This window comes from Paenibacillus sp. Mc5Re-14, assembly GCF_001049835.1.
GTDB classification, from domain to species: Bacteria; Bacillota; Bacilli; order Paenibacillales; family Paenibacillaceae; genus Paenibacillus; species Paenibacillus polymyxa_C.
The window spans coordinates 4,204,604-4,222,785 of the sequence record NZ_CVPD01000001.1 but is presented as its reverse complement, the minus strand read 5'-3'; the positions used below and the strand labels follow the sequence as shown (position 1 = coordinate 4,222,785).

The following is an 18,182-nucleotide window of genomic DNA, read 5'->3' as shown; positions in this document are numbered from 1 at the left end:
TCTCCTAATAAAACTAGGAAAGAAGGCAGGGCCCGCTTTCCTAGTTCGATTTATGTCTTCTGTACAGGATATAACTTCTGCGCACATAATTCAACGGAACGCTCCACACATGTACAAGCCGGGTAAACGGCCAGAACGCAAAAATCGCAAAACCCATAAGTACATGAAGCTTGAAAGAAATCGGTACATCTCTCATCAGTGTCGGGTCGACACGGAATATGAACAGGCCGCGGAACCAGATTGAGATCGTCTCCCGATAATCGAATTCAGGCTGTACCGCATTCGTTACGAGAGTTGCAAACATCCCCATGCATACAAGCGCCAACAGCAATACATTTACAATCAAATCAGAAGCTGTACTTAAACGGCGCACATTACGAATTGTAAAACGTCGAGAGGTAAGTATCAACATCCCCAGGAACGTCATAGCCCCAAATATTCCACCAATATAGACCGCTCCAATGTGATATAGATGATCGTTTACACCCAGCGCATGCATCCAGGTTTTGGGTATGCCCAGACCAGACACATGACCAAATATAACAGGAATAATCCCCAAGTGGAATAAGAGACTTCCAATCATCAATTGTTTCTTTTCAATAAATTCACTCGATTTTGCCGTCCAATTGAACTGGTCAGTTCTATAGCGGAAGATATGACCTACGATAAAGATGACCACGCACATATAAGGGAAAATGACCCATAAAAACTGCTCCATCATCATAACGCGGCTGCCTCCTGTTCTACGCAAGCTTTAAGCGTTTCGCGCAGTCCCTTGACCAGATGAAAATACGGGCTTTCCATTTTTTCCAGTGCTTTAAGCAAATGATAGGTGCCGTCTTCCAAAATCGCGATGGGCATGCGGAAGTTTTCTGTCGTCTTTGCATCCTGCACCCATTCAGCGGCATATAAAAATTCACACATGAGCGGCAGATAATCAGGCAGCTCTCCATCTGGCATTTCAAGACCATACATTTCATAGAGGACCTTTAACTTGACCAGCATTTGTCCTCTTTCCTTTGCATCTTCGAACTTGAAGTAAGTCATATATAGTGCGCAATTTTTTTGAAAATCAAAAGTTTCCGTATACATTTCCTGGATTTCTTCCATACTAAACTCTTGCATCAAAGACCAGTACATATTAGCATGCGTATACGCAGGATGATCCGGATTAAAGGATGCTTCCAGAAAAGCCGGATGAAAATCCAGCTTTTCTGGGTACATGAGTTGTTGGGCGAAAAACCCGAATGAAGGCTTGAATTCATACAGTTTCGCTACATTAATCACGCCAAATACCCCCGTAGAAGTTTTCTTCATACATTTGCTTGCCTGTTTTCGAAGGCTCTTCCATTCCTGTGGAGCTTCCCAGGCTACAACCGCTACAGCCAGCTCCTTGAGTTCCACAACTATCCATAGTCCCTAAAGTATCACCGTAACCGGCAGCTCCTTGGGCGCGATATGGATTGGCATAACCCTCTTTATGCGATGTCGGAATGACGAAACGGTCCTCGTATTTGGCAATGGCCAGAAGCCGGTACATTTGCTCTGCTTGACGTGCTGTCATGCCAGTGCGTTCCAGACGGCTTTCATCGAAAGATTGTCCTGTGGACTGGGCGCGCATATAGGAGCGCATCATAGCCATCCGCTGCAGCGATTCTTTCACCGTCTGGGTGTCGCCCGCCGTCAACATATTGGCAAGATACTGAATAGGCGTGCGCATTTCTTCGATAGCTGGAAAGATCATATCCGGATTCTCGATGGAGTCTTTCCCTTCAAAGTAATTCATGATCGGACTAAGTGGTGGTACATACCAGACCATCGGCAACGTGCGGTATTCCGGATGAAGCGGGAATGCCAGCTTATATTCAATCGCAAGCTTGTAGACCGGTGAGTTCTGCGCTGCCTCAATCCAGTCTTGCGAGATCCCATCTTTTTTGGCCTGCGCAATCACTGCCGGATCACTTGGGTCCAAGAATAAATCACACTGTGCTTTATACAGATCTTTCTCATCCTCTTTAGAAGCAGCCTCTTGCACCTTATCCGCGTCATACAATAGAACGCCAAGGTAACGAATTCGTCCAGTACATGTCTCGGAGCAGACGGTTGGCAACCCGGCTTCCACGCGCGGGAAGCAGAAGGTACATTTTTCTGCTTTGTTCGTCTGCCAGTTGAAGTACACTTTCTTGTATGGACAACCCGTCATGCAATATCGCCAGCCGCGACATGCTTCCTGATCCACGAGCACGATGCCATCCTCGTCCCGTTTGTACATAGCACCCGAAGGGCAGGATGCGACACAGCTCGGATTCAGACAGTGCTCGCAAAGCCGAGGGAGATACAACATGAACGACTTTTCGAAATTGAATTTAATCTCTTCTTCGATTTTCTGAATATTGGGATCAAGAGGTCCTGTCACATGGGTGCCTGCCAAATCGTCTTCCCAGTTTGGTCCCCAATTCAGATCCATTTTTTCGCCTGTTACAGCAGATTGTGCACGTGCTACCGGAGAATGCTTCTGCTCTTTAGCGTTGGTCAAATGTTCATAATTGTAGGTCCACGGCTCATAATAATCTTTCATTTCAGGCATATCGGGGTTGTAGAAAATTTTACCTAGCGCTATCTTGGACAGCTTGTTCCCTGACTTCAGTTCAAGCTTCCCTTTGCGAAGCTGCCAGCCGCCCTTATACTGCTCCTGGTCTTCCCAGCGTTTTGGATACCCAATACCAGGTTTGGTTTCCACGTTGTTGAACCACATATATTCCGCACCTTTGCGGTTTGTCCAAGTTGTTTTACACGTCACGCTGCACGTATGGCAGCCAATACATTTATCCAGGTTCATGACCATGGCAATTTGAGCTTTAATCTTCAAGCCAGTTAACCTCCTTCATTTTACGTACCGCTACGTACACATCGCGCTGGTTGCCGATCGGACCGTAATAGTTGAATCCGTAGCTAAGCTGAGCGTATCCACCAACCATCTGGGTCGGTTTGAGATGAATTCTTGTTGGCGCATTATGACTGCCCCCGCGTGTATCCGTGATTTCGGAGCCTGGCACTTGAATGTGCTTATCTTGAGCATGGTACATAAACATCGTTCCTCTTGGCATTCGGTGGCTGACAACTGCCCGGGCGGTTACGACACCGTTACGGTTGTACACCTCCAGCCAGTCATTGTCGGCAATAGCATGAGTCGCTGCATCTTCGTTATTGATCCATACCGTAGGACCTCCGCGGAATAGCGTAAGCATATGCTGATTATCCTGGTAGGTGGAGTGAATATTCCATTTCCCGTGTGGAGTCAGATAACGAAGCACCAGTGAATCCTGACCACCCTTGATTTCCCGATCACGCGTGCCGAATACCATCGGTGGCAAAGTCGGTTTATAGATAGGCAGCGACTCCCCAAACTGCTGGAAGATTTCATGATCGATATAGAAATGCTGTCTGCCTGTCAAAGTCCGGAACGGAACGAGACGCTCAATATTTGTGGTAAATGGCGAGTAGCGACGTCCCTGTTTGTTGGAGCCACTGAATACCGGTGTCGGTATAACTTCACGCGGCTGCGCTGTAATGCTTTGGAACGTGATTTTCTCGGCTGCGCGGTCGGCTGAGATGTCCATCAGCTTCACCCCGTGATCCTTTTCCGCCTCTTCGTAGGCTTTTTGGGAGACACGACCATTGGTTGCCGACGACAGATGGAGAATCGTATCGGCCACTTGGCGAGCTGTCTGGATTTTCGGCAGTCCATCTTTGATGGACTCATCGTAATAGACCCCGTTCAGCTTCTTCAATTCCTCATATTCCTCCGCTACCGAGAAGCTAACGCCGTGCGCGCCCGTTTTTCCTGTAGCCAAATTGGGACCGAGCGAGACATACTTATCGTAGATTTTCGTGTAATCGCGTTCTACGATGCTGAAATTAGGCATAGTTTTACCCGGTACAGCAGCGACCTCGCCCTTCGTCCAATCCTTGACAAGACCCATCGGCTGCGAAATTTCGCCTATAGAATCATGTCCAAGCGGTGCAGTTACAAGGTCTTTATATATTCCCGGCAGATGCACTTTGGCCATGTTCGAGAAGGTTTCAGACAGCTGACGGTAAATATCCCAGTCTGAGCGGGATTCCCAAAGCGGATTTACCGCCGGATTAAATGGATGTACGAACGGGTGCATGTCTGTTGAGGACAAATCCGTCTTCTCATACCAGGTTGCCGCCGGAAGTACGACATCCGCGTACAATGGCGTTGTGGTCATCCGGAAATCAAGTGCGACCATCAAATCAAGCTTTCCTTCTACATCTTCCCGCCAAACGATTTCCTCTGGCTTCTGATCTTCGTTCGGTCGGGCAAGCAGTGCGTCGGAGGCTCCGAGCAAATGCTTCATGAAATATTCCTGTCCCTTGGCCGAGCTGGAAATGAGGTTGGATCGCCAAATAAAGAGTGAACGCGGGAAGTTCTCTGCTGCCCCTGGATCTTCAATAGCGAAACGGGTCTTACGCGATTTAATCTCTTCCACAGTGTGGTTAATGATTTCCTCGTTTGACTTCTTGCCTAATTGCGCTGCTTCTTCAGCGAATAGCAGGCTGTTTTTATTAAACTGTGGGTAAGAAGGCATCCAACCCAACCGGGCAGCAAGCACATTGTAGTCCGCCGGATGCTGGTAACTGACATCTCCCGCAGTCGGCGATTTCAATGTGTCGGTGCCACTTTCTTCATAGCGCCACTGTTCTGTTGCAAAATAGAAAAATGAAGTAGCATTTTGCAATCGAGCCGGTCCCTGCCAGTCTTTTGCAAAGGCAATCGTTGACCAGCCTTCAATAGGACGGCACTTCTCTTGACCTACATAATGCGCCCAGCCTCCGCCGTTGACACCTTGAGAAGCAGTCAGCACGACCAGGTTCAAGATGGAGCGATAAATGGTATCACTGTTGAACCAGTGATTGATACCCGCCCCCATAATGATCATAGAACGTCCTTGGGTGTCGATTGCGTTTTGAGCAAATTCGCGAGCAACTTGCACTACAACCGATGCCTTGACTCCCGTGATCTTTTCCTGCCAGGCAGGAGTATAATGACAAGCTGCATCGTAATAGTCCTTTGCATTATGAGGGCTATCATTACGAGCGACACCATACTGGCTCATCATCAAATCATATACGGTGGCTACGAAACGCTCTGAACCATCAGCCAGACGTACTTTTTTCGCCGGAATGACACGTTTGAACGTTCCGTTACCTGCGTTATCAAAATAAGGGAATACGATTTCTTCCCATTGCTCGTCATGACCTACCACCGTGAGCGCAGGTTCAACCTTTGTTCCGTCTTCCCGCTCCAAGATCAGATTCCATTTCTTATCTTGCTCCCAGCGCTGTCCCATTGTACCGTTCGGAACCATCATTTCGCCTGCTACTTCATCGAATATGACCGGTTTCCAATCTGCATGTTGTGAAGCATCCCCCAGATCGCTGGCCCGCAGAAAACGTCCGCCTTTCCAGGCTCCTTCGTGGGGATCAAGCAGAATCATGAATGGCATATCTGTATATTGCTTGGCATAGTTAATGAACATAGGTTCCTGGCGTTCTTGATAGAACTCATCCAGAATGACATGCGTCATCGCCTGTGCCACAGCGGCGTCTGTACCTGGATTGGGTGCAAGCCAGTTATCAGCGAACTTTACGTTTTCCGCCAAATCCGGAGCCACGGATACAACCTTCGTTCCTTTATAGCGTACTTCCGTCATAAAATGGGCATCTGGCGTCCGGGTAAGCGGCACGTTCGAGCCCCACATGATCAGATAACCTGCGTTGTACCAATCTGAGGATTCAGGTACGTCCGTTTGCTCACCCCAAATTTGAGGAGAAGCAGGCGGAAGATCGGCATACCAATCGTAAAAGCTCAACATCTCCCCACCAAGCAGAGAAATGAACCGTGCTCCCGAAGCGTAGCTTATCATCGACATTGCTGGAATAGGGGTGAAGCCTGCAATCCGGTCAGGACCGTACTTGCGAATGGTGTAAATTAATTGCGCCGAAATCAGATGCAGAACATCATCCCAAGCCACACGAACATGGCCGCCTTTGCCGCGAGCCGATTTGTAGAGCTTGGCTTTCTCCGGATCTTCCACAATGCTGGCCCATGCGTCTACCGGATTGCTATGCTCCTTGAGGGCAGCTTGCCAGAGTCGCAATAACTTACCGCGCATATATGGATATTTCACACGTAACGGGCTGTATTCATACCAAGAAAATGAAGCCCCACGCGGGCATCCACGCGGCTCAAATTCCGGCATGTCTGGACCGCAGGAGGGGTAATCGATTTGCTGATTTTCCCAGGTGATGATGCCATTCTTAACAAAAACCTTCCAGCTACAGGAGCCAGTACAGTTAACACCATGCGTCGTACGAATCACTTTGTCATGAGACCAACGCTGGCGATACACGTTTTCCCATTCTCTATTTTTTTCTTCAAGGATTGACCAATTTCCAGAATAGCTCTCGATTGGCTTGAAGAAGTTGAGACTGTATTTTTTTTTCATCGGTGATCAACGCTCCTTTTCAGAATGAATCAGCCCATCGCAAACTCACGGGGAAGATTCATTCGCTTACTCTCATTATGTAATTCATTCATCTCCGTTCCCATTAGGGAATGTCCTATAGCGCTATAGAAAATCCCTCGTTCTATGGAAAGATACAAAAAAAGCCCCCTCTACCAGAGGGAAGCTTGTATGAATAAATTAATTGTTCTTTTGGCCTGTTAACAGGAGCATCATAAAGGAAATCAGTATAATAGAGCATGTCCATACCCAGGCCATAGGAAGATGACCAGAATCTACTGCAATATAGATGGCTGTGGGGATCGTTTGTGTTTTACCCGGAATATTTCCGGCAATCATCAGCGTAGCCCCGAATTCGCCCAGCCCACGGGCAAACCCGAGTATAAAGGCCGCTTTAAAAGAAGGGAAAATCAACGGAAAGGTGATATATCGAAAGACCTGCCATTCATTTGCCCCCATTGAGCGTCCCGCGTTTTCCAAGTCCTGATCCACTGAAGCGAATCCCATTCTCAGTGTTCGATAGACTAGAGGAAAAGCCACAACCACCGCGGCCACAACCCCAGCCCACCATGAAAATACAATAGGCTCGCCAAACCATTGCTCCACCAAACGTCCAAACCAACTTTTTCGTCCGAGTAAGATTAACAGTAAAAATCCAACTACCGTTGGTGGGAGTACCAAAGGCAGCATAAGCACGGTTTCAACGAGTGTTTTCCCTTTGAATAATCCTAACCGCGACATGGACCATGCCGCAAACAAGCCTAGTAGGATCACCAAAACGCTGGATAACAGTGCAACCTGTAACGATAATCGGATCGGAGGCCAATATTCGTTCCAATCTATAGCCTGCATGCTCACTTCGGTATGGTAAATCCATACTTAGCCATAATATTCAGAGCTTCTTGCGATTGAAGGTATTCATAGAAGATTTCGGCTTCTTGGATGTGCTTGGAAGCTTTGATAATCCCGATAGGGTACTCAACCGTTGAATAAGTTTTAGAGTCCACCTCAAAGGCAATTTTCGCCTTTTGCGAAGTCAACGCATCTGTCTTATACACAAATCCGACATCTGCGTTACCCGTTTCCACATATTGCAGCACTTGTCTAACATCTTTTGCCTGAACGAGCTTGTCCTGTAGCACATCCCAAAGCTTTACGTTCGTCAGTGCTTCCTGTGCATATTTGCCTGCAGGAACACTCTCAGGAATACCGATTGCTACCTTTTTCACTTCGCTTTGCGTTAAATCCTTTACACTCGTGATGCTCATCGTCCCGTCTGCAGGGATCACCGCTACCAACTCGTTCGTCAGCCATGTTTTTTGTTGATTGCTCTCGATTAACTGCTGATCTACGAGAGACTTCATGTTTTTCTTCGAAGCAGACAAAAACAAATCCGATGGAGCTCCTTGCTCAATCTGCTTTTCCAGTGCACCAGAACCACCAAAGTTGAAATTCAATTTAATACCTTTATGGGATGATTCGTACAACGGTTGAATTTCTTTGAGTGCATCTGTTAAGCTCGCGGCTGCGGAAATGGTCAGATCAACAGTTTCAGCCTTGTTCGATGAATCCTGGCCGGAGACCTCATTCTGGGCCGTGCTGCTACCACTTGAAGCTGATTGTTGCCCCGCACCGCACCCCGCAAGTAATAACACAATGGCAAAAATAAAAAAGAGTGCCTGACTATGTTTAACAAATTTCTTCATTTTATTGGCTCCTTACGTTCAGCCTGTCATTAAGTGAGAGGTTACATTATGAATGGAGTTGTGCCTGTCTGGTACGTTCAACTAAGGTACAATTCTCAAGAAGAATATGATTATAAATGTCCGCTTCCAGATCCTCCAAACGCTTCAATACAAGTCGATGCGTACCACAAGCTTCCTGCAGCGGCTCAAAGCCATTGGTAATCAAGCGCAGCTCCTGCAGTATATCCACAACCGCTTGATGCTCCTCTTGCAACTCGGATAAATGAAAGTGAAGTGCGTCCACACGCTCAAATGCCGAGTCTTGAAAAAACGCTTGAATCAACGGAAACAGGAGGCTTTCCTTGAATTGAATATGTATCGTTAACTTCTGTTTAAGCAAGTTATAAAGTTCATTCACTCGCTTTAGGTGCGAATAACGTTCGCCGTGAACCCGCGTTAGTTTGGTAATATACGGTGTGAGCGCCGCTAGTTCTTCACATAACTTTGTGTGATACTCATTCTGAATATAGGCGATCAGTTCTTTGGGTTCGAGTGAGGAAGGTTGCATTTGCTTGTGCTGTGCCTGATTTTCCTCCACTTCATGCACCCGCGCCAGCAGTTCACCAGCGTGAAGCCCCCGGCTGGCAGCTGCTTCACGGAGCGATATTTTCCCGCCACAGCAGAAGTCAATCCGTAGTTTACGGAACAAGTCACTTGTTTTGGGTACTTCTTTCACAATGTCCGCTACCCATGTTTCTTCCGTTAACTGGCTCATTTTTCATTCCCCCATCTTACTTCAGTTTTATACTCAACTCTCATTCTATGTCTCTCTCAAGGCTGAACCAATTAGGGTGATCCCTTTTTCACTCGTGGAAAGAGCCTGATTATAAGAAACCTGAGACCAGCTGTTCAGCTGCTTCTTTGCCTTGAGCGATACAATCTGGAATGCCAACGCCTCCATAACCAGCGCCACAAAGAAACACATTCGGAAAATACTGTGACAAATCATGTCTCACCTTCGCCATCTGTTCTTGGTGCCCAATCGGATATTGTGGCATGGATTGATTACACCGACTGACCTCGGTCATTTCAGGTTGAGCATCGATCCCCATTAGATCTTTCAGGTCTTTGCGGGCTGCTTCCACTAGTTCCTCGTCTGTCATCTGAACCCATCCCTGGGCACCTGCATGGCCAATGTAAGTCCGCAAGAGTGTATACCCTTCGGGTGCGGTATGGCTCCACTTTGTAGATGACCAAGTACAGGCCGTAATCATTTTTCCTTCCTTACGGGGAACGAGAAATCCAGTTCCCTCATAGGCCAGGCGAAGGTCTGAATTTTTATACGCCAAGGAAATATTCGCTACCGAAACGTAATTGATCTTATTAAGCCAGCTCACACTTGTGATATCGGAAAATAATTTAGCCGCCTCAAAGGCTGGAATAGCGCAGATTATTGCATCTGCATCTATGATTTGTCCTTGGTTCAGGACTACCTGATAACCGTTCTCTTTTCTTATCTCAGCCACACGCTGCTCCATCACAAATTGGACAGTGTCGAGCTTTTCCTTTAACCGCTCCACGATGGTCGATAATCCATGTCGATAGGAAAGAAACATGCTTTTCTTGGCGATTTCCGGCAATTTGTTAGGTGCACCCGACTTTCTCCCCGCCCCTTTAGCCATACCTATAATCAGACTTCCATGCTTTTGTTCCATCTGCTTAAATTGAGGGAAGGTTGACTTGAGGCTAAGAGAATACGTATCGCCAGCGTAAATACCAGATAACAAAGGCTCTGTAATCTGCTCCAACACCTCTTTACCTAGACGCCGCTTGATAAAATCTCCCAGAGATTCATCCATATCGCCTTTCTTGGCTGGAATGATCAAATCCATGGCTGCGCGCGCTTTTCCCAATGGAGAAATTAGCCCTGTCCGAATGAAGGGAGTTAGCTTGGTTGGAATACCTAAAATAAAGCCCATCGGCATGGTATGCAGCTTGCCTTTATGCAAAATGGAGGCCGACTTGGCCTTCGGGTTTGTTGACACCAAATCAGCTTCCAGTCCCAACTCCATAGTCAGATCCAATATAGCCGTCTTTCTGGCCAGGAAAGCATCTGGTCCTTTTTCGATCATAAAATGATTTTGGCGAACCGTTTGCAGCTTTCCTCCCAGGCGGTCGCTTTTCTCCACTAATGTAATCTCCACTTCAAGCTGCCTGTCCTCCGCCAGCTTTTTCACATAAAAGGCAGCACTTAAACCGCTTATTCCTCCACCGAGGATCACAACTTTTTTAGCATTTTTATTCATAAGCGCACGTTTCCTTCCCCACTCCAGGCATATATGCACAATATGGATCACTCTCTAAGTAATCTCCTGTGATGGCAAAAGCCCTTGCTCTGGAGCCTCCACAGACTGTATTGAATTCGCAGACTCCACATTTTCCTTTAAGCAGAGATTTATCCCGAAGATTATTCATAATCGGAGAGTTCCGATAAATATGGGCCAAACTATCCTTTCGTACATTCCCGCATGTTAGCGGCAGGAAACCACTCGGGTACACTTCGCCGATATGACTGATAAAAACAAATCCATCTCCATCATTTACACCTTTAGGGGCACGCCCCAGAACATCTGCCCTTTTTTGTTCGAACGTTGCACTATGCTGTCCTGCTTTGTGCTTTTCCTGTAGGACAACCCTTCGATAGTGAGGTGCTTCGGTAGCCTTTACACCGTAGGGCATCTGTTGCTGTATCTGATACAACCACTTCATTACAGCCTCATGCTCATCAGGAGTAATCATATCTTTTTCCATACCACGCCCGGTTGGAACGAGAAAAAACAAGCTCCATAACACCGCCTGCATTTCCTTTACCTTCTCTGCAATTCGCTCCAGATCGTGAAGATTGTATCGGGACACGGTTGTGTTCACTTGGATAGGAATGTTCAATTCCTTCAAATAGCCAATTCCCCGCATGGTCGTATTATAAGAACCCACAGTCCCTCGAAAATGATCGTGAATGTCCGCGCATGAACCGTCCAGGCTAAAAGCCCACCGTGATAAGCCAACCTGCTTTGCTTTTTCGACTGCTGCTCGTGTCACTTTCGGGGTAGCACTGGGCGTCATTGAAACTGATAACTTTTTCTCCTCAATTGCATATTGAGCCAGCTCAAACAAATCAGGACGCGATAACGGATCTCCACCTGTGAAAACCACTAATGGATGATTCATTTCGGCGATTTGATCAAGCAGCTTTTTGCCCTCTTCAAATGTCAGCTGACGAGGGTCAGGCTTATATTGGGCTTCCGCTCTACAGTGAAGGCATTTTAATGCGCAAGCTCTTGTTACCTCCCAAATGACGATAAACGGGTCTACGCGATAATCTCGTGGCGTTTGCAAAGATATCATTGATGTCTCTCCTTTTTAAAAATATAAAAACAGCACAGATACATAGAGCATCAATGAAAATCCAATTTCAGCCATGCCTACATGCTTTGCCTTTAACTCGAACTTAGGAAGCCATATAGCTCGTATGAACAAAATTAAAAATGGAATAACCAAAAACACCTTGATCCAGGCGGCAAACAGCACAATGATCAGATGATAGATAATAGACGCATAATAGTAACGTGGATTTTTTCTTTCACGGATGATCGTTTTAACATAAAGAGCCGTTCCTATGAAATAACACACCAACAGCAAAAACAGCTCTGTGGTTAGCGTCCAATCTCCGCCTTCTCCAATATGAACAACAGGATATATAAAAGAGCAGAAAAGCAGAATCGCGGCAATGTCATTTAACAAAGCACGCTCATTCTTCATTTTGGCGTAATACATATTAGCCATAAAAAAGAACAGAAGCAGAACTCCATACCAGATCAACGCAGGTTTAACCCATACTAGAGAAGCTAAAAGAGGAAGGAGTATTGCTCCGTAAATAACAACAGGCTTACGGTATCTTTTACTGTTTCCTGTTTTGATCCATTGGAGAACAGGAAAACTAAATAAATAGATAAAAAACCAGCATACGAATAGAGGTATATGAATGAATTGTTTTGGAGAAGCAGCTAAGCCAAACAAAAATGGAAGAATGAGCATTGCCCAAGCTCCATGCTGATTGGGGATGTATCTACTGATCCCTTTCAAAGTCTTGATCCTTTTTTCACAATGTATAACATCTTTGTAGCTACGGTTAATCGACTCATCATCCATTCCCCCAAAGTTCAATTTTTCACCCTACTTTAATTCTAAGTATTCTGTCCAATTGAACCAATCAGGGAGTTCCCTTATTTGTTTGGGGGAATAGCCTAACCTGAAGATAAACCTTCACTTTCTTTATAAAAACGTACCGAAGTAATAGTCGAGCGCTTCCTGTGAGTATCCGTCATCTCCTTGCCAGGCTGCTACTGAACAAAAATCATCATTGCCGCCGCGGCGCCTGCGAGGTGTGTCCCGTGGTGTGAGCAATCCTGCATATCCCCATACTTCCATAGCCACATCGCGTTCATTTTTACTGGATGGGAGCACATCTTTCCAGCGCTTCTCCAATTGTCGTGGACCGTTCTGAGCCTCACAGTCCTGAACCGCTTCCAGCATGTTGTGAAGTATTACAAGATCCTCATCAGTAACCTGGAACTCCTCCTCTTGACTGAACAATTCAAGGTCCATCCAGCAATAAAGAAGGTGATTCAGCCGAATACCTCCCCATTTGATTCGTTCAAAATTCAGTACATTCAAATCCTTATTGACGTATTCCTTATCGGACATTAGTTTATGAAAATTACAATCCCCACAGCTACTGTAATTGGGCAGGACGACAGGCCGCTCCCTATAGGTGTGCAAAGGCAGTTTTGCGGTTAATGCCCAGCTCGATAAGGCGCTTCGTAAATGAACTTTTTTCGTGGAAAGACTGTGTAAAAACGCTGCTGCCACTCGCTCTTTTGTAGCCTTTTGCTGGTGCAGCTCATATAACCTTTTTATAATCTCATCATGTGTAATGGTGATCGGATCGAACATCAAGCCCATACTTTTGGCATATTCAAAATCCTCACCCGAAAAAGGTTCCCTCTCCTGCTTCCAGCCGCTGGAGGACCAGAAAGTGTTCATAAGTATTTTCTTTGCTTTTTTATCCATCACATTTCTCCTTACTCGTCTGACACTCTCACCTTCAACAATCATCTTTATACTTAAAAGCAATGGCCGTATTTCCCGACCGGGGGTCAAAATAAGAAGAGATTTTCCCCCAGTTCAGTTCATATTCCATATAGGGATAGGGCTTGGTTTGACGATAGCTCGGCTTCATGGACAAATGCCGCTCTAACAAACGATCATGCTCCCTTTGCCGCTTTCTCTCCCCTTCCTCAGACCAATTATCCCATGAGGTTGGAAATTCATTGCCCTGGAGCGAAATCTCCACAACAATTAGGGTTGTATCCTTAAAGCATACAGACACAAAAAAATGCCGGTGCAGCAAAGGAACCTGATCAAAATGGTACCAAATGTACCCATTGCCTAGCTTTCTTACAGAATGAAAATATTTCGTGTACAAAGCAGTCTCTAACAACTGATCTTCCGTTAAAGAAGAATAAAACGCGTGCTCATTATCAACTTGAATGATTCCCGATTCCCAGTCATTCATTGCTGCCACTCCTTAAGCTGGTATGACAATCTACTAGTTGCTCTCTAGCCTCATTTGTCTACATGTTGGAAAATGGCCTGCCAGGACCGATCCAGCACACGCGTATGTAATCGTCTGGCAAAAACATTTCTAACGATGGCAAGAACGATCACACCCACGAATACAACACTAAGTATGGTAATAGAGGGAACCCAGTAGTCGAACATGGCATTCACCAACACTTGCAGCAGATGTCGTTCCGGCTGCAAATATTCCACCGCCGCAACGATAACTGCTGCCAGCAATATAATCACAGATATGATCAAAAGCATTGCATTAATTACTTTGTATCTGGCAAGCCCTTGCTGAAAAATGCGAGTGCCGGCATATTGCTCCAGCAAGATGATCTGCTTGTGAAAATCATCCTCCACCTGCTCTACAGGCAGGTCGTGCTTCTGAATCAAGGCATGTGCTTTCTTCAGTTCGGATTGAATAAATAGACTGCTCTGGATGGCAGATCCTAACTGACCTAAAACATTCATCTCTTTTTTACCCCATTTCAATATTTAGTAAAAATCAAAAAGTGTTCATAAGTATTTTCTTTGCTTTTTTATCCATCACATTTCTCCTTACTCGTCTGACACTCTCACCTTCAACAATCATCTTTATACTTAAAAGCAATGGCCGTATTTCCCGACCGGGGGTCAAAATAAGAAGAGATTTTCCCCCAGTTCAGTTCATATTCCATATAGGGATAGGGCTTGGTTTGACGATAGCTCGGCTTCATGGACAAATGCCGCTCTAACAAACGATCATGCTCCCTTTGCCGCTTTCTCTCCCCTTCCTCAGACCAATTATCCCATGAGGTTGGAAATTCATTGCCCTGGAGCGAAATCTCCACAACAATTAGGGTTGTATCCTTAAAGCATACAGACACAAAAAAATGCCGGTGCAGCAAAGGAACCTGATCAAAATGGTACCAAATGTACCCATTGCCTAGCTTTCTTACAGAATGAAAATATTTCGTGTACAAAGCAGTCTCTAACAACTGATCTTCCGTTAAAGAAGAATAAAACGCGTGCTCATTATCAACTTGAATGATTCCCGATTCCCAGTCATTCATTGCTGCCACTCCTTAAGCTGGTATGACAATCTACTAGTTGCTCTCTAGCCTCATTTGTCTACATGTTGGAAAATGGCCTGCCAGGACCGATCCAGCACACGCGTATGTAATCGTCTGGCAAAAACATTTCTAACGATGGCAAGAACGATCACACCCACGAATACAACACTAAGTATGGTAATAGAGGGAACCCAGTAGTCGAACATGGCATTCACCAACACTTGCAGCAGATGTCGTTCCGGCTGCAAATATTCCACCGCCGCAACGATAACTGCTGCCAGCAATATAATCACAGATATGATCAAAAGCATTGCATTAATTACTTTGTATCTGGCAAGCCCTTGCTGAAAAATGCGAGTGCCGGCATATTGCTCCAGCAAGATGATCTGCTTGTGAAAATCATCCTCCACCTGCTCTACAGGCAGGTCGTGCTTCTGAATCAAGGCATGTGCTTTCTTCAGTTCGGATTGAATAAATAGACTGCTCTGGATGGCAGATCCTAACTGACCTAAAACATTCATCTCTTTTTTACCCCATTTCAATATTTAGTAAAAATCAAAGTAACCCCGCCAGATTCCCTCATTCTGATGCTTGGCAAAATAAAAGCTGCCGCCATCGACAATATTCAATCCAGCTTTGGCATCTGACGCAATCTGAAACATAAATTCATAGCCTTCGCCAAAGTCGATGCCTGGTTGAATAAAGCTGGGATAGCCACCGATTTTGTGAACCGCATGTATTTCCTCCACGATGTCCTCAAAATAGTCGGGTTCCTCCTCATCCATGTTGTTGAGGGCATCACCATATTCCTCAGGGATATCTTCCCCGTCCCAAACGGGATAGTCATTCTCTATGAGCTCGGGGAATAACGGGAATGCCTTGATATGCATGAATGCCTCCCCAAAATCTTTTTCGACCAAATCCTCTACCGACGTATACTCACGAATACACATATATCCTTCCATGTCCTCATGATCCAGAACATCGGGTGACAGGAAGACCGTCAACAGCTTGACATCACGCATAGCTTGTGGAACAAAAGGCATAGCAGGCAAATACAATTGCATGATCGGAGCCATAACATTCCCCTGTACATCAACGGGTTGTTCTTCCGCCGGCAAAGCCACTGTAACTCTGCCAATCCAGCTCTGTTCCAGGGAATCTAACGGTCTGCGGCCCCCTGTATGAAAAATAGTAGCTTTACGTTTTAGAATCGTTCTTAGCTTCTCGATAGAGTTGCTGGACAACGAAATCACCCCTTTCTAGGCTAGAGTAGAAACGCAACAGTATACTCGCCTGCTTTAAATCCAAACTCACTTAATCGGTCTTCCATCTCTTGAATTTGACAAAGATAATCTTCCGGTACAGCTGGCAAATCTTGTTCATTGACTAATGTTCCGCCGAGTCTGGCGCGTGCATATTCGGCACTTTTCCACATCGCCTCAAACACAGCTTGCGGCTGCACCGTTCTTACCACATCCATACTGAAAATCAAATCTGCAAACCGATCCTCTGCAAGTGTACTCAGCCAAAAAAATCCAGGCTCTGTTCCCGTATGTACGCTAAATAGTTCATCATTGCCTCCCGGACCGTGATGGTGTGCATGGAAAATATCCATATCTCCCCACTTCATTCCAAGGCTCAGCATGACATCCCAAATGTCCGCTCCACGATAAGATTGACCTTGATCCGCTACCAGCCTAAGCATGACAAAGTGTTCCCTCTCACCCTCCTGATCTGTAAAGGCTTGTAGCTTTTCCGCTTTTGCACGTGCATGGGCAGCATCCTCCCGAGGAAACACACGAATGGTCCCCTTCTCCTGAAATCGCGCCGGTAGTGTGTTCATAAAATCAGCAACCTTGGCTTCTTCCAAACAAATCTGCATCTCTACATTGTTGAATATATCCACACAAATACAGATTTTATCATAACGGCATTCGCCTTCTAGTCTACGCCCGACGCTAGTCCATATCTGCAAATCTTGGACATGCCCGTATACGATATATCCTTTGAGCAATTGCAAAATGTCTTCATCTGACAACGTAAAACCATTGAATTCCACATCAATCAGCCAGTAGATATTAGAATCAGGCTCCACTTCATGGACTCCTTTTATTGTCTTTCTAGGCCCATGATCCAACTCTACGGCAAGGATGCTCGATACATCCCCACTTCCATATTCAGGTAAAATCAAAATCTCCCCTCCTTATTACCTATTTTTTACTTTATAGTTTCCTATAATTCTCAATCTATATTAAACTATAAACCACCAAGCACAAAATAGGTTAAAAGTGCTGGGTTGTTGAACATGACTCGTAGAAACTCAAAGCTTCGAAAGGGGAGAACTCATGATGCAAAAACTTTGGCAAAAAGGAAAGGCTCTGTCCCTGCCTATAGTGGTATCTGCATCGCTGATTTCAGGAACGCTGTTGGTAAATAATATACCTACGGTGAATGCGGCTGCGACCAAGGAACTGCTTCAGTTATCCGGACAGACGACTTACTACGGAGAAGTTGAGAATGGACAGCCAAACGGACGTGGTACGATCAAATGGAGCGAATACAAGCAGTATTCGGGCGATTTTGTGAATGGCAAGCGATCAGGAACTGGAAAATATATGAATCAATACACAGATGCAGATGGACAACATCATAAAGTCGTATACAACGGAACATGGAGCAATGACACGATGAGCGGTAAGGGTACGCAGACTGAAAAAGTGACGCAATCGGATGGAACGATCCGTTCGAATCAGATCCAAGTAGGTACTTTTCAGGATAATGGATTACAGAACGGCTACCAAGTGATCCACGCTGTAGCCGATCCAGACTATAGCTTCACTTATAAAAATGGAAAAGAAGTGCTAAACATCTTGCACAGTAATCAAGATCTGGTCCAAAGATGGCAGCAAGGAGAGCTCTTCTCCGTAAATTATAAAAATGGCTCTGTTCAAAAGGAATACTCCATGTTCCCTGAAGAGGTCGCAACCAAAGAACGTCAAAGACAAGCGGCCATCAAGTATCTCAAAGGGATTACCGCCAAGGTCACCCCTCACTTGCAGCAGTTTGAAAAGCTGTCCAAGCAGGTCCCTCTCAAATAAGTTAGAGTATCGCACAGTATATAAATAGCCTCTACGCAAAGAAGCCCTCTCTTTCTTATAGAAATTCCTACAAGAAAGAGAGGCTTTTTTCATTTTCTTCATGAATGA

At 45.6% G+C, this 18,182-nt stretch carries 18 protein-coding genes; 1 reads left to right on the top strand and 17 read right to left on the bottom strand.

Going from position 1 to position 18,182, the window contains the following annotated elements:
• Positions 1–40: 40 nt before the first annotated feature.
• The 17 genes from narI to BN1546_RS19210 all read right to left on the bottom strand — a co-directional run bounded on the left by narI (position 41) and on the right by BN1546_RS19210 (position 17,167).
• Complete coding sequence (gene narI / locus BN1546_RS19290) at positions 41–724, bottom strand: respiratory nitrate reductase subunit gamma (protein WP_013372381.1); 684 nt, start codon at positions 722–724, stop codon at positions 41–43.
• Positions 721–1,287 carry a nitrate reductase molybdenum cofactor assembly chaperone gene (gene narJ, locus BN1546_RS19285; protein ID WP_013372382.1) on the bottom strand — a complete coding sequence of 189 codons (567 nt, stop codon included), beginning with the start codon at positions 1,285–1,287 and terminating at the stop codon, positions 721–723. The genes narI and narJ overlap by 4 nt, the downstream gene beginning before the upstream one ends.
• Positions 1,280–2,869 carry a nitrate reductase subunit beta gene (gene narH / locus BN1546_RS19280; protein WP_016324613.1) on the bottom strand — a complete coding sequence of 530 codons (1,590 nt, stop codon included), beginning with the start codon at positions 2,867–2,869 and terminating at the stop codon, positions 1,280–1,282. Before narH ends, narJ begins: the two co-directional genes overlap by 8 nt.
• Positions 2,859–6,533 carry a nitrate reductase subunit alpha gene (locus BN1546_RS19275; RefSeq protein WP_040103189.1) on the bottom strand — a complete coding sequence of 1,225 codons (3,675 nt, stop codon included), beginning with the start codon at positions 6,531–6,533 and terminating at the stop codon, positions 2,859–2,861. Before BN1546_RS19275 ends, narH begins: the two co-directional genes overlap by 11 nt.
• A 198-nt stretch (positions 6,534–6,731) precedes the next feature.
• Positions 6,732–7,409, bottom strand: coding sequence for a molybdate ABC transporter permease subunit (modB, locus tag BN1546_RS19270; protein ID WP_043886027.1), 678 nt, complete (start codon positions 7,407–7,409; stop codon positions 6,732–6,734).
• The gene (modA, locus tag BN1546_RS19265) at positions 7,406–8,257 is read right to left on the bottom strand and encodes a molybdate ABC transporter substrate-binding protein (protein ID WP_058830016.1); all 852 of its coding nucleotides are present in this window, start codon (positions 8,255–8,257) and stop codon (positions 7,406–7,408) included. Before modA ends, modB begins: the two co-directional genes overlap by 4 nt.
• Before the next feature lie 46 nt (positions 8,258–8,303).
• On the bottom strand, positions 8,304–9,011 hold the full coding sequence (locus tag BN1546_RS19260; protein WP_090738606.1) for a DUF542 domain-containing protein: 708 nt from the start codon (positions 9,009–9,011) through the stop codon (positions 8,304–8,306).
• A gap of 109 nt (positions 9,012–9,120) precedes the next feature.
• The gene (hemY, locus tag BN1546_RS19255; protein WP_090738605.1) at positions 9,121–10,542 is read right to left on the bottom strand and encodes a protoporphyrinogen oxidase; all 1,422 of its coding nucleotides are present in this window, start codon (positions 10,540–10,542) and stop codon (positions 9,121–9,123) included.
• Entirely contained in the window at positions 10,535–11,641 is a 1,107-nt protein-coding gene (locus tag BN1546_RS19250; RefSeq protein WP_025679268.1) for a TIGR04053 family radical SAM/SPASM domain-containing protein, read from the bottom strand. Before BN1546_RS19250 ends, hemY begins: the two co-directional genes overlap by 8 nt.
• Positions 11,642–11,656: 15 nt before the next feature.
• On the bottom strand, positions 11,657–12,445 hold the full coding sequence (locus BN1546_RS19245; protein ID WP_040103185.1) for a YwiC-like family protein: 789 nt from the start codon (positions 12,443–12,445) through the stop codon (positions 11,657–11,659).
• 123 nt (positions 12,446–12,568) lie between these two features.
• On the bottom strand, positions 12,569–13,366 hold the full coding sequence (locus BN1546_RS19240; RefSeq protein ID WP_090738604.1) for a hypothetical protein: 798 nt from the start codon (positions 13,364–13,366) through the stop codon (positions 12,569–12,571).
• Between the two features lie 34 nt (positions 13,367–13,400).
• On the bottom strand, positions 13,401–13,871 hold the full coding sequence (locus BN1546_RS19235; protein ID WP_040103183.1) for a hypothetical protein: 471 nt from the start codon (positions 13,869–13,871) through the stop codon (positions 13,401–13,403).
• Between the two features lie 50 nt (positions 13,872–13,921).
• On the bottom strand, positions 13,922–14,392 hold the full coding sequence (locus BN1546_RS19230) for a DUF6097 family protein (protein ID WP_040103182.1): 471 nt from the start codon (positions 14,390–14,392) through the stop codon (positions 13,922–13,924).
• Between the two features lie 110 nt (positions 14,393–14,502).
• A complete protein-coding gene (locus BN1546_RS19225; RefSeq protein ID WP_040103183.1) occupies positions 14,503–14,973 on the bottom strand; it encodes a hypothetical protein in 471 nt (156 codons plus the stop codon).
• Positions 14,974–15,023: 50 nt separating this feature from the next.
• A complete protein-coding gene (locus BN1546_RS19220; RefSeq protein WP_040103182.1) occupies positions 15,024–15,494 on the bottom strand; it encodes a DUF6097 family protein in 471 nt (156 codons plus the stop codon).
• Between the two features lie 24 nt (positions 15,495–15,518).
• Positions 15,519–16,229, bottom strand: a complete 711-nt coding sequence (locus tag BN1546_RS19215; RefSeq protein ID WP_255305439.1) for a DUF1963 domain-containing protein — start codon at positions 16,227–16,229, stop codon at positions 15,519–15,521.
• A gap of 11 nt (positions 16,230–16,240) precedes the next feature.
• On the bottom strand, positions 16,241–17,167 hold the full coding sequence (locus BN1546_RS19210; protein ID WP_090738602.1) for a cell division protein ZipA C-terminal FtsZ-binding domain-containing protein: 927 nt from the start codon (positions 17,165–17,167) through the stop codon (positions 16,241–16,243).
• 157 nt (positions 17,168–17,324) lie between these two features.
• Here BN1546_RS19210 and BN1546_RS19205 point away from each other — a divergent pair, with 157 nt between their 5' ends.
• A complete protein-coding gene (locus BN1546_RS19205; protein ID WP_025679277.1) occupies positions 17,325–18,074 on the top strand; it encodes an MORN repeat-containing protein in 750 nt (249 codons plus the stop codon).
• The last annotated feature ends 108 nt before the right edge of the window (positions 18,075–18,182 follow it).

Excerpts from the sequence above, each read along its gene's own strand:
- narI (WP_013372381.1), bottom strand. The coding sequence starts at position 724 with ATGATGATGGAGCAGTTTTTATGGGTCATTTTCCCTTATATGTGCGTG.
- BN1546_RS19275 (WP_040103189.1), bottom strand. The coding sequence starts at position 6,533 with ATGAAAAAAAAATACAGTCTCAACTTCTTCAAGCCAATCGAGAGCTAT.
- modA (WP_058830016.1), bottom strand. The coding sequence starts at position 8,257 with ATGAAGAAATTTGTTAAACATAGTCAGGCACTCTTTTTTATTTTTGCC.
- BN1546_RS19260 (WP_090738606.1), bottom strand. The coding sequence starts at position 9,011 with ATGAGCCAGTTAACGGAAGAAACATGGGTAGCGGACATTGTGAAAGAA.
- hemY (WP_090738605.1), bottom strand. The coding sequence starts at position 10,542 with ATGAATAAAAATGCTAAAAAAGTTGTGATCCTCGGTGGAGGAATAAGC.
- BN1546_RS19250 (WP_025679268.1), bottom strand. The coding sequence starts at position 11,641 with ATGATATCTTTGCAAACGCCACGAGATTATCGCGTAGACCCGTTTATC.
- BN1546_RS19245 (WP_040103185.1), bottom strand. The coding sequence starts at position 12,445 with ATGGATGATGAGTCGATTAACCGTAGCTACAAAGATGTTATACATTGT.
- BN1546_RS19240 (WP_090738604.1), bottom strand. The coding sequence starts at position 13,366 with ATGGATAAAAAAGCAAAGAAAATACTTATGAACACTTTCTGGTCCTCC.
- BN1546_RS19235 (WP_040103183.1), bottom strand. The coding sequence starts at position 13,871 with ATGAATGACTGGGAATCGGGAATCATTCAAGTTGATAATGAGCACGCG.
- BN1546_RS19230 (WP_040103182.1), bottom strand. The coding sequence starts at position 14,392 with ATGAATGTTTTAGGTCAGTTAGGATCTGCCATCCAGAGCAGTCTATTT.
- BN1546_RS19225 (WP_040103183.1), bottom strand. The coding sequence starts at position 14,973 with ATGAATGACTGGGAATCGGGAATCATTCAAGTTGATAATGAGCACGCG.
- BN1546_RS19220 (WP_040103182.1), bottom strand. The coding sequence starts at position 15,494 with ATGAATGTTTTAGGTCAGTTAGGATCTGCCATCCAGAGCAGTCTATTT.
- BN1546_RS19205 (WP_025679277.1), top strand. The coding sequence starts at position 17,325 with ATGCAAAAACTTTGGCAAAAAGGAAAGGCTCTGTCCCTGCCTATAGTG.